Origin of the sequence: Burkholderia plantarii (genome assembly GCF_001411805.1) — a bacterium.
Taxonomy (GTDB): domain Bacteria; phylum Pseudomonadota; class Gammaproteobacteria; order Burkholderiales; family Burkholderiaceae; genus Burkholderia; species Burkholderia plantarii.
On the sequence record NZ_CP007213.1, the window covers coordinates 2,719,495 to 2,730,990 of the forward strand.

Sequence of the window (11,496 nt, forward strand, 5' to 3'; positions counted from 1 at the left end):
GTCCGGATTCGGCATTTCCATATCGTTACCAAACCGATTTATCATTGCTCGTCCAACCGGCGCGCGGGCGGCCCTTGCCGTTCCCGCGCCGCGGTCGCTTCCCATCTCCTTTCGTATGCTGACAACCGAAACCGGCGGGACCCGGGTCGCGCCAGCCGGCAGCCCGCAGGCGGATGCCGAATGCATCGCGCTGCTGCATCTGGCCCGCGCGCATTTCGGTAGCGCCGCGGCGCTGATCGTGGTCCCGGCCGCCGGCGGTCCGCATCCGCTGGCCTGCGTCGGCGCGTGGCCGATGCCGATACCGACCGATCCGTTCACGCACGCCGCCGGCCATGCGGCTTCCGGCGCGGCGCCGGCCGTGCTGCCCGCCGCGGGCGAGGTCTGGCCGCCGCTGCCCACCGTCGCCTCCACCGAAGCTTCCGGCTGCTATGCCGCCTGCGCATTGCACGGCCGCCACGGCGGCCACCTCGGCACGCTGCTGCTGCTCGACACGGCGCCGCGCACGCTCGACGCCGCCCGGCACGCGTTCCTCGCGCAGCTGGCCACGGCGGCCGGCCCGGCGCTGGAGCGCGTGCTGGCCAGCCCCGCCGGTGACGGCGCCGACGCGCCGATCGCGCACGATCTGGTCGCACTGGCGCTGAAAGGCAGCGGCACCGGCATCTGGGATCGCGACATCGCCAAAGGCGAGATCCATTACTCGGCGGAATGGAAGGCGATGCTCGGCTACGAGCCGCACGAACTCGGCAACCGCATCGAGGACGCGGTGGAGCGCGTACACCCCGACGATCGCGCTTACGTGCAGGCCGAGATGCGCATGCACTTCGAGGGCGGCTCGGACCGCTACGAGGTGGAACACCGGATTCGCTGCAAGGACGGCAGCTACAAGTGGATCTGCAGCCGCGGCAAGGTGGTGAGCCGCGACATCGCGGGCCGCGCGCTGCGGATGGTCGGCGCGACCACCGACATCACCGCGCTGCGCGAGGCGGCCACGCGCCATCAGCAGACCATCGACCTGATCACGAACCTGACCGACGAGGTGGACGGCCTCGTGTTCCAGTATCGCGAGACGGCGGACGGCCAGCGCTTCTTCAGCTACGCGAGCCGCGGCATCGGGCAGATCTACGAACTCGAGGCGCGGGACGTGGCAACCAGCGCGGACGCGGTCGACGCGCGCATCGATCCGCGCGACCTGGCGGCCTACCGGCGCTCGCTGCGCGAGTCGGCCGCGAACCTCACGCCGTGGCGCCTCGAATACCGCGTGTGGCTGCCGCGCCAGGGCCTGCGCTGGCGGCAGGGCGAGGCGCGCCCGCGGCGGCTGCCCGAGGGCGGCACGCTATGGCACGGCTTCATCACCGACGCGACCGAGCGCAAGCGGATCGAGGCCGAGCTGCACGAGCTCGCCACCATCGACCATCTGACCGAACTCGCGAACCGGCGCGACTTCCTCGCGCAGAGCGAGGCGGAATTCGCGCGGCTGCGGCGCGTCGGCAACGGCGTGGCCGCCGTGCTGATGCTCGACCTCGATCACTTCAAGGCCCTCAACGACCGCTGGGGCCATGCGCTCGGCGATCGCGCGCTGCGCCACTTCGCGCAGCTGCTGAGGCAGGAGGCGCGCAGCAGCGATATCGTCGGACGTATCGGCGGCGAGGAATTCGCCGTGGTGCTGCCGGGCCTCGGCATCGACGCCGCGATCGCGTTCGGGATGCGGCTGCAGCGGCGCGTGAGCGCCTCGCCGCTCGTCGTCGACGACCTGCGGGTGGCGTTGACGGTCAGCATCGGCATCGACCGGATGATGCCGACCGATCCCGGCGTCGATCAGGTGCTCACGCGCTGCGACAAGGCGCTGTATCTCGCCAAGGCACGCGGGCGCAACCGCGTCGAGCTGTACGGCGAGTGAGGCGGGCGACGCGCGCTGCGTCGCGCGCGCCCGCGCATCAACCGATCAGGCCAGCCGGAACGACGATGCCGCGGCCTCCAGCTGGCGCGCCTGCGTTTCGAGCGAGCCCGCCGCCGCCGCGGCCTCCTCCACCAGCGCCGCGTTCTGCTGCGTCACCTGCTCCATCTGCGCGACGGCCTGACCGATCTGCACGATGCCGCTCGCCTGCTCGCCCGACTCCGTCGAGATCTCCTGCACGATGCCCGCCACGCGCTGCACGGCCCGCACCGTCTCGTCGATCGCGGCGCCGGCCTGGGCCACCTGCGTGTTGCCGGCCCGCACCTTGCCGAGCGAATCGTCGATCAGCACGCGGATCTCGCGCGCGGCACCCGCGCTGCGCTGCGCGAGCGTGCGCACCTCGCTGGCCACCACCGCGAAGCCGCGGCCCTGCTCGCCGGCGCGCGCCGCCTCCACCGCCGCGTTCAGCGCGAGGATGTTGGTCTGGAACGCGATGCCGTCGATCACGCCGATCATCTCGGCCATCCGCGAGGCGCTGCCGTCGATGCCGTTCATGGTCGAGACCACGCCGCGCACCATCTCGCCGCCGCGCGTCGCCAGCTGCGCCGCCTCGCCGGCGAGCGAACTCGCGGTGCGGGCGTTCTCGGCGTTGCGCGTGACGGTGGCGCTCAGCTCCTGCATGCTCGCGGCCGTCTGCTCGAGCGCGGCCGACTGCTGCTCGGTGCGCGACGACAGGTCGAGGTTGCCGGCCGCGATCTGCCGCGCGCCCACGTTCACCGAATCCGAGCTGCTCAGCACCTGCCGCACGGTGCGCGTGAGGCCGCCCTTCATCCGCTCGATGGCGCCGAACAGGCGGCCCACCTCGTTGTCGCCGGCGCGCGGGATCGCGATGCCGAGGTCGCCGTCGGCCACCCGGTCGAGCAGCCGCACCACCTCGTTCAGCGGCCGCACCACCAGGCCGCGCAGCGCGAAGTGCATGCCCACCACCAGGCCGAGCGCCGCCACCACGCCGAACCCGACCAGCCGGACCACCATCGCGTAGCGCGCCGCGCCGAGATCGGCCTCGGCCTGCGCGAGCCGGCCGGCCTGCTGCTGGAAGCGCTCGAGCGCCGCCGAATAGGCCGCGCCCGAGGCCGTGATGTCGGTGGTGTTGATCGCCGCGTAGCGGGCGGGGTCGTTGTCACGCAGCGCATCGAGGCCGCGCTGCACCGCGTCCGCATGGGTTCGCGCGAGCCGCACGATGTCCTGCCGCAGCGCCTCGTCGTGCCCTTCGATGGCCGGCGCGTCGGCGAACGCCTGCAGTTCCGCCGCCGACTTGTCGAGGCTGCCCTGCGCGCTGCCGATCGCGCCGGTATCGACCGAGGCCTGCTCGCGGGCGGTGCTGTAGGCACGCACCAGCGCGCTGCGCGCGCGCGTCATGTCCTTGTAGGCGTCGTTGAGCCGGATCACGCGTGCCGAGATGGCATGGACGCGGCTCGTCGAGCCGTTCGCCGCATGCAGCGACGCGATCCCCGTCGCGCCGCCGAACACGATCATCACGCCGAAGATCGCGAGGACGAACAACAACCCCATTCGTATGCTGATATTTCTCATGTTGTGAATTTCCTGAACGCCACGATTGCTCCCCGCGCGATGCTTCCCGACCCGCCGGCCCGCGAGCCGGCCCGGCGTCGTCTGCTGTCCGCCGCTGCCGCGGCCGTCGTCCGACCACTGCGTCCGGCCCTTGCCGGCAACGGCGAAATCCGCGGACCGATGTCGTTTTTGATATCGGACATCATACTTCTTTGCGGCCAGTCGTCTCGCTTTTTTCGTATCGTCGAATACCCTGCCCCGCCCGCGAGAAGGATTCGAATCTTCCGGACAATGCCGTTAATACGCGAAAAATTCACGCCGACGCGCCCCGTTTTCCTAGGGAAGACACGGAAGACGCGCCAATCGACGCCCGCGTATTATCGTCGTGTCATCGTATGACATAAGTAGATTGTCCAGCCGCATATTCCATCGACAAGATCACAAGACAGGACGGAGACAGCAGTGAGCAAACGCGAACTCGAGACGAATACGAGCGATTCGGCTCAGCAGGAAACGCTCAGGATGAGCAGGCGCAATTTCATCGGCTTCAGCGGTGCGCTGATGGGCAGCGCGCTGCTGGGCGGCTGCGGCGGCGGCGACGACGCGCCGGCCGCGACGACCGGCGCCGCCACGCCGACCACGCCCGCCACGCCGGTCGATCCGATCTGGGGGGCGAACGGCGCCGCGACCAACATCATCGCGTCGCTGAACGGCATCACGCAGTCGGCGTTCCGTGCCGTCGATTACGCGGTGGAGGCGTATGGCGCGCAGCCCTGTTCGGTGATCGCGCAGACGAGCCCCTACACGGACGCGACCAAGTCGCCGGTGAGTCCCGGGGCCGGCGCCACGCAGGGCACCGGCGCGTTCGACTCGCGGCCGGCCTTCCTCGCCGCGATCGCCGCCTGCGCGGCGGCGGGCGGCGGGCGCGTGGTGGTGCCGGCCGGCGCCTGGTATTGCGCCGGGCCGATCGTGCTGCAGAGCAACGTCAATTTCCACCTGAGCGCCAACTGCACGATCTTCTTCAGCCCCAATCCGGCCGACTACGCCAAGGACGGCCCGGTCAACTGCGGCGCGAACGGCAACCTCTACTACAGCCGCTGGCAGGCCAACGACTGCCTGAACTTCGGCGCGCCCGTGTATGCACGCAACGCCAGCAACATCGCGCTGACCGGCGAAGGCCCGACCTCGACGCTCAACGGCCAGGCGATGACGCCGTTCGCCGGCTCGGGCAACACGGCCACCTGCTGGTGGACCTACAAGGGCACCAACGGCGCCTATGGCTGCGCGAGTTCGAGCACGCCCTCGCAGGCCTACACGAACCCGAACAACGTCGACCTGAAGACCATCGCGCCCGGCATCTCCGACGCGCTCTACACGCTGCTGACCAACCCCGTCACGCCATGGCAGCAGGACCAGAACTACCTGCCCGCGCTGTCGGAGGCGGGCGTGCCGGTGGCGCGGCGGATCTTCGGGCTCGGCCACTTCCTGCGCCCCTGCATGGTGGAATTCATCGGCTGCACCAACGTGCTGATGGAGGACTACCACACGCAGAACACGCCGTTCTGGCAGCACCACCCCACCGACTGCACCAACGTCGTGATCCGCGGCGTGATGGTCGACAGCATCGGCCCGAACAACGACGGCTTCGATCCCGACGCCTGCAACAACGTGCTCTGCGACGGCATGGTGTTCAACACCGGCGACGACTGCATCGCCATCAAGTCGGGCAAGGATCTCGACACCGAATACGGCGCGGCGCAGAACCACGTGGTGCAGAACTGCACGATGAACAGCGGCCACGGCGGCATCACGCTCGGCAGCGAGATGGGTGGCGGCGTGGAGAACATCTACGCGCGCAACCTGACGATGCTGAACCAGTTCTGGGCCACCAATTCGCTGAACATCGCGATCCGCATCAAGACCAACATGAATCGCGGCGGCTTCGTGCGCAACTTCTACGTGAACGGCGTCACGCTGCCGAACGGCGTGAGCCTGACGGGCGCCGGCTACGGCAGCAAGCTGCTCGCCGGCAGCCCGATCAACGCCACGGTGCCGCTCGGCGTGGCCAGCGCGACGGCCGGCAACCCGTCGGCCTCGCAGGGCGGCCTGATCACGTTCGACTGCGACTACCAGCCGGCCGGCGACGCGATCCGCACGCGGCCGGCGCAGGTGCAGAACGTCAACATCGCCAACGTGACGGCCGGCAACGTCACGCTCGGCGCCGCGACCGGCTCGTGCTTCCAGGCGATCGTCGCGCAGGGCCCGGTGGCGTTCGACTACAACGGCCCGGCGCCGACGCCGGCGGTTCCCGCCATCACGGGGGTGACGATCTCGAACTGCGACTTCGGCACGCCGGTCGCGGCCGGCCCGGCCAGCGCCACCACGCCGGGGCCGATCTACGCCTGGAACGTCAACGGCATCACGCTGCAGAACGTCACGATCGCGGGGCAGCTCTACAACACGACGATCACCGACGCGCGCTGACGGTCAGGCGCCGGCGGCCGGTCCCGACGGTTCACCCGGATCGGGGCCGGCGCCGACGGCGTTCATGACGGCCCGGACCGGACCGATCCGGGCCGCCGCATGCCTCACGCCACCTGTGTACGGAGGGAACACGGCCGCGTCGCATTCTTGTATTTCCTACAAGGAGACGTCGCTCCCGGTCGAGGCACCGCGCCGTCCGGCGCGGCAATCGCGCCGCCATGGCGCATGGCCCGGATTTTGCTGTCATCACTGACCTTCCAGGAGCCTCGAAATGTCCACCACGTTCCATCTCCCGCAGCCCGGCCTCCACGACCCGGGCGCGACGGCCGCCGATTCCGAACGCCGGTTCGGCCGCTTCATACAGGAAGGGCAGCCATTTCCGCTGGGCGCGACATGGACCGGGCAAGGCGTCAACTTCGCGCTGTTCTCCGCCCATGCGACCAAGGTCGAGCTCTGCCTGTTCGACGCGGACGGCAAGACCGAGCGGGAGCGCATCGAACTGCCCGAATACACGGACGAGGTTTTCCATGTCTTCGTGCCGGGCCTGGAGCCGGGCGCCGTGTACGGCTACCGCGTGCATGGCCCCTACGAGCCCGAGCGCGGCCATCGCTTCAATCCGAACAAGCTGCTGCTCGACCCCTATGCGAAAGCCCACGTCGGCGAACTCGTCTGGGCGCCGGAAATCTTCGGCTACACGCTCGACTCGCCCGACGGCGACCTGTCGTTCGACGAACGCGACAGCGCGCCGTTCGTGCCGAAGTGCAAAGTGGTCGACTCGACGTTTTCCTGGACCCATCCGGACCGCAACGTCGTCGCGCCGGATCACGTGATCGTCTACGAAGCCCACGTGCGCGGCTTCACGAAAATGCATCCGGACGTGCCCGAAGCGATACGCGGCACCTTCGCCGGCTTCGCCCACGACAGCGTGATCGATTACATCCGCGGGCTCGGCGTCACCTCGGTCGAGCTGCTGCCGGTCCACACCTTCGTCAACGACAGCTATCTGCTCGACAAGGGATTGACGAACTACTGGGGCTACAACACGATCGGCTTCTTTGCCGCCGACGCGCGCTATTTCGCGGACAAGACGGCGTCCCTCGGCGAATTCAAGGCGATGGTGGACCGCTACCACCAGGCCGGGCTCGAGGTGATCCTCGACGTCGTGTACAACCACACGGCCGAGGGCAACGAGCTCGGCCCGACGCTGTCGTTCAAGGGCATCGACAACGCCTCGTACTACCGGCTGATGCCCGACCAGCCGCGCTACTACATCAACGATACCGGCACCGGCAACACCTTCAACCTGTCGTGCCCGCGCGTGCTGCAGATGGTCACCGACAGCCTGCGCTACTGGGTGGCGGAAATGAAGGTGGACGGCTTCCGCTTCGACCTCGCCACCATTCTCGGCCGCGAGCCGCACGGCTTCGACGAGGGCGGCGGCTTCCTCGATGCCTGTCGCCAGGATCCCCTGCTCGCCAGCGTGCGGCTGATCGCCGAGCCCTGGGACTGCGGGCCCGGCGGCTATCAGGTCGGCGGTTTCCCGCCGGGCTGGTCGGAATGGAACGACACGTTCCGCGACACGGTGCGCGCGTACTGGAAGGGCGACGACGCCATGGCGGCCGAACTGGCCACGCGGATCACCGCGTCAGGCGACAAGTTCAACCGGCGCGGGCGGCGCCCGTGGGCGAGCGTGAATTTCATCACGGCCCACGACGGCTTCACGCTGAACGACCTGGTGTCGTACAACGACAAGCACAACGACGCGAACGGCGAGGACAACCGTGACGGCCACTCGGACAACCGCTCCTGGAACATGGGGGTGGAAGGCCCGACCGACGATCCGGAGATCCGCGCGCAACGCGAACGCCAGAAACGCAACCTGCTGGCGACCCTGCTGCTGTCGCAGGGCACGCCGATGATCCTCGGCGGCGACGAGTTCGGCCGCACCCAGCGCGGCAACAACAACGCCTATTGCCAGGACAACGAGATCAGCTGGATCGACTGGAGCGGGATCGACGAGGACGGCCTCGCGCTCGCCGAATTCGTGCGCAAGCTGACCACCCTGCGGCGGCGCCTGCCGGTGCTGCGGCGCGGACGGTTCCTGACCGGCGAACACAACGAGGCGCTCGGCGTGACGGACGCGCGCTGGATCTCGCCGGCGGGCGAGGACCTCGTCCAGGCGCAATGGGACGATGCCTCGATGCGCTGCTTCGGGCTCGTCATCGACGGGCGCGCGCAGGCCAGCGGGATCGTGAGGGCGGCCTCGGACGCCACCTTGCTGCTCGTGTTCAACGCGCATTTCGACGTGGTGGACTTCACGCTGCCGGCGGTGCCGGACGGCGGGCACTGGACCTGTCTGCTCGATACCAACATGCCGGTGCGCCAGACGCTGCCCGAATTCCCGAGCGGCGACGTCTATCAGGTGACGGGCCGTTCGCTGCTGCTGTTCGCGCTCGAGGCGCCCAGCGCGGCCACGCAGCGCGTGTTCGACCGTCTCGAGACGGTATTGGTCGACAGCACCGACTGAACGCGGCCGGCGGGCGGCGCCGGCCCCGCCCGCGATGCGTTCACCGGTCGCGGACACCCGACCGACTCGCCCGCCGGCCAGACCGCATCCGGCCGGCGGGGCGATGGCGGCGTGAGCGGACCGGCACGCAATGTGAGCGTCGACGGACCACCCCGTCGCGTATTCAAAAGCAGACGGCCTGCTTCATCACGCGATCCTCGACGACGATCTCCGGCACGGCCTGCCCTCACGCGCCATTCACGGCAAGCCCGGTATCGGCCTCACGGCGCACGTCGTCCGGGACGGTGAGTTGCGGGTCGCCTCCGTTCAGCCGGTGAGATCGATCGCCGGACCGGACGCGACGCGCTACTTCGGCGAACTGGCGGGGCTGGCCGCACTTTCCCCGGCCGCGGCCGGCGCGCCGGCGCGCGAGCGGCCGGGCCGGCAGCCGGCGAGCCCCGGTCTCCGCATCGATCGGCGCGGCACCGATCACGGCCAATCGGCCGTCACGCCACCGCCCGCCCCGCCCACACGGCCGGGCGCCGCTGCGCCCACGGCCGCGCCTGCTCGAGCTGCCCGGCCAGCCGCAACAACACGGCCTCGCGCGCGAATCCCGCCGCGAACTGCATGCCGACCGGCAGGCCCGTCTGCGGATGGCTCGCGAGCGGCACCGACATGGCGGGCACGCCGGCCACGTTGAACGGCGGCGTGAACGGCGCCTGCCGGAACACATGCCCGGTCCATTCGAGCCCGCTCATCACCTCGGCGCCCTCGCCGTAGGCGCCGATCGGTGGCGGCATGCGCGGCAGCGTCGGCGTGAGCAGCACGTCGAACGTCTCGAACCAGCCGCCCACGGCGCGCGTCACGGTGTTGCGCAGCGCCAGCGCGGCGGCGAACGCGGCGGCCGTGCCGCTGTTGCCGTAATGGAAGCAGGCCAGCGTGGCCGGCTCCAGCGTCGTCGCATCGACCGGCCGGCCGGTGGCGGCGGCCAGCCCCTCGATCCAGCCCACCAGCGTGGCACACCAGATCGTCGCGTTCATCTGCACGAACGCGTCCCACGACACGCCGAGCGCGGGGCGCACCTCGAACACCGTATGGCCCAGTTCCTCGAGCAGCGCCGCGCTCGCCTCGACCTGCGCCGCGATGGCGGGATCGGTGCGCTCGCCGCTCCACGGCTCGATCATCATGCCGATCCGCAGCCGGCCCGGCTCGCGACCCACCTCGGACAGGAAGCCGCGCTCGGGCGCGGCGGTCACGTAGGGCTCGCCCGGCGCGTGGCCCTGTATCGCGTCGAGCAGGGCGGCGCTGTCGCGCACGCTGCGGCTCACGCCCAACTGCACGCCGAAGCCCGCGAACACCTCGTCGAGCGCCGGCCCGTTCGAGCTGCGTCCGCGCGTCGGCTTGAGCCCGAACAGGCCGTTGCAGGCGGCGGGCACGCGAATCGAGCCGGCCGCGTCGGTGGCATGCGCGAGCGGCACGATGCCGGCCGCCACCGCCGCCGCGGCGCCGCCGCTGGAGCCGCCCGCGCCCAGCGCCGGCTGCCACGGGTTGCGCGTGGCGCCCTGCAGCACGGATTCGGTGGTGGTGCTGAACGCCATCTCGGGCGTGGTGGTGCGGCCGATCGTGACCAACCCGGCCGCGCGAAAGCGCGACATCAGCCACGAATCGTCGGGCGCCACCATGCCGGCGGCGAGCCGGCTGCCGAGTTCCAGCCGCTTGCCGCGCATCGTCACCGCGAGATCCTTGATCAGGAACGGCACGCCGGCCAGCGGCCCGGCGCCGTGGGCAGGCTCGTCGCGCCCGCCGTGCCCGCCGCTCTCGCTCGCGGGCCAGTGCTCGATGACCGCGTTGAGCGCGGGATTCACGGCCTCGATCGCCGCGCCGGCGAGTGCCGCCAGTTCGGCCGCCGTGACGTCGCCGTCGGCCACCCGTTTCGAGAGCCCGACCGCGTCGTGGCTCGTGTATTCGTCGAGATTCATGTTCGCCTCCGTTGGAACAGCGAGACGATAAGCGCGGCGCGCGCCGCCGATTAGCCGCGCCGGGCGGCAAGGATTGCACCACCCATGGCACAATCGGCGAGCCGGCGCGGCCCGCCGCCGGCATCGACCGGAGGCGCGCATTCATGGCCAGGGATCTCAACGACACGCTCGTCTTCGTGCGCGTGGTGCAGGCGGGCAGCTTCACGGCCGCGGCGCTGGCGCTGCAGATGCCGAAGACCACCGTGAGCCGGCGCGTGCGCGAACTCGAGGCCCACCTCGGCGCGCAGCTGCTGCACCGGACCACGCGCAAGCTGCGCCTCACCGAGGCCGGCACCGCCTATTTCGAGCGCTGCGGCCCGATCGCCGCGCAGCTCGACGAGGCCGAGCAAGCGGTGCAGCGCATTCGCGGCAGGCCGGCCGGCTGGCTGCGCGTGACGCTGCCGTATTCGTTCGGCGCCACCTGGATCGCGCCGCTGATCGCCGGGTTCCGCACGCGCTATCCCGAGATGCGGCTCGAGATCCTCGCCACGCACGTGCCGCTCGACCTGTTCGAGGCGGACGTGGACGTGGCCCTGCGCCTGGGCGTGCCGCCCGATTCGAGCCTCGTGGCGCGGCGGCTCGGCAGCTTCCCGACCTCGATCTACGCGAGCCCCGCCTGGTTCGAGCGCCACGGCGCGCCGGACCATCCCGACGCGCTGCGGCGGCTGCCCGCGCTCGCGCTGCATCAGGCGCGCAGCGAGCGCGGCTACGACTGGCCGTTGCGCCGGGCGGGCCGCAAGGCAGTGCGTTATCCCGTCGAGCCGGTGATCGTCGCGAGCGATCCGGTGCTGCTGCTGGACGCCGCGCGCGCGGGCCAGGGCATGCTGCTGGCGATGGACGCGAGCATGGCGCCCGAGGTCGAGGCGGGCCGCCTGCGCCGCGTGCTGCCCGACTGGAGCGGGCCGCCGCAGGATCTCAACGCGCTGTTTCCGCGCGAACGCGTGGCGTCGCCGAAACGGCAGGCGTTCCTGAACTACCTGAAGGCGCAGCTGCGTTTCGCGCCCGCGCGCTGAACCGCGCGG

The 11,496-nt window shown here is 70.5% G+C and carries 6 protein-coding genes; 4 read left to right on the plus strand and 2 right to left on the minus strand.

Annotated features, from left to right (window positions below; all coding sequences use genetic code 11):
• Nucleotides 1-115 precede the first annotated feature (115 nt).
• Entirely contained in the window at nt 116-1,897 is a 1,782-nt protein-coding gene (locus tag bpln_RS28255; protein WP_055140670.1) for a sensor domain-containing diguanylate cyclase, read from the plus strand.
• Between the two features lie 45 nt (nt 1,898-1,942).
• On the opposite strand, the gene bpln_RS28260 is transcribed toward bpln_RS28255, so the two are convergent.
• Complete coding sequence (locus tag bpln_RS28260; protein ID WP_055140671.1) at nt 1,943-3,487, minus strand: methyl-accepting chemotaxis protein; 1,545 nt, start codon at nt 3,485-3,487, stop codon at nt 1,943-1,945.
• Between the two features lie 501 nt (nt 3,488-3,988).
• On the opposite strand from bpln_RS28260, the gene bpln_RS28265 reads away from it, so the two are divergent.
• Both bpln_RS28265 and glgX read left to right on the plus strand, forming a co-directional pair.
• Complete coding sequence (locus bpln_RS28265; protein WP_042629552.1) at nt 3,989-5,950, plus strand: glycoside hydrolase family 28 protein; 1,962 nt, start codon at nt 3,989-3,991, stop codon at nt 5,948-5,950.
• Between the two features lie 271 nt (nt 5,951-6,221).
• The gene (gene glgX, locus bpln_RS28270; protein ID WP_244132028.1) at nt 6,222-8,477 is read left to right on the plus strand and encodes a glycogen debranching protein GlgX; all 2,256 of its coding nucleotides are present in this window, start codon (nt 6,222-6,224) and stop codon (nt 8,475-8,477) included.
• A gap of 485 nt (nt 8,478-8,962) precedes the next feature.
• Here the strand turns inward: glgX and bpln_RS28275 are convergent, their stop codons facing one another.
• Complete coding sequence (locus tag bpln_RS28275) at nt 8,963-10,435, minus strand: amidase (RefSeq protein ID WP_055140672.1); 1,473 nt, start codon at nt 10,433-10,435, stop codon at nt 8,963-8,965.
• 143 nt (nt 10,436-10,578) lie between these two features.
• Here bpln_RS28275 and bpln_RS28280 point away from each other — a divergent pair, with 143 nt between their 5' ends.
• The gene (locus bpln_RS28280; protein ID WP_055140673.1) at nt 10,579-11,487 is read left to right on the plus strand and encodes a LysR family transcriptional regulator; all 909 of its coding nucleotides are present in this window, start codon (nt 10,579-10,581) and stop codon (nt 11,485-11,487) included.
• The last annotated feature ends 9 nt before the right edge of the window (nt 11,488-11,496 follow it).